This is a genomic window from Mycobacterium sp. P2_H7, from assembly GCF_056403275.1.
Genome location: NZ_JBFUFU010000069.1, coordinates 1 through 394, shown reverse-complemented (window position 1 = coordinate 394; position 394 = coordinate 1). Strand labels below are relative to the sequence as shown.

The window sequence follows — 394 nt, the reverse complement described above, 5'->3', positions numbered from 1 at the left end:
TCGCGGCGCAGTTGTTTTTTCAGGTCTTTTGAGGGTGCCATGCGCCAAACGATAGAAAAGGTCGGTTTCTGTTGGAGCTTTAAGAGCGACGTTTTCTACCGCATCATCCACCAAACACGTGGATACAGGCAACAAGTGACGATCCACACAACCGGTGGAGAGAGCGATCCCGGGAACCTACAAAGTAGGTGGGCGCCGTATGAGAAAACCCACGGGTCTTCCCAGGGACAGCTCCCTAAGGATCGTTAAGGCCCCGGGGAAAATGTTCTCCTGCCGGGAAGCGCAGATCGCCAAGCCCAATATAGGCTGCTGGTCGGTTAAGCGCCAGTGACACGAGCCGATGTTTCCATTTCGGATGTCACACCCTTTCGTCGCAGCCGGCTCGCCCTTGCAC

At 55.6% G+C, this 394-nt stretch carries 1 other RNA gene; it reads right to left on the bottom strand.

What is annotated here, in order from left to right:
* Positions 1 to 136: 136 nt before the first annotated feature.
* Positions 137 to 292, bottom strand: a non-coding RNA gene (gene ssrS / locus AC1DY7_RS31385) — 6S RNA.
* Between the last annotated feature and the right edge of the window lie 102 nt (positions 293 to 394).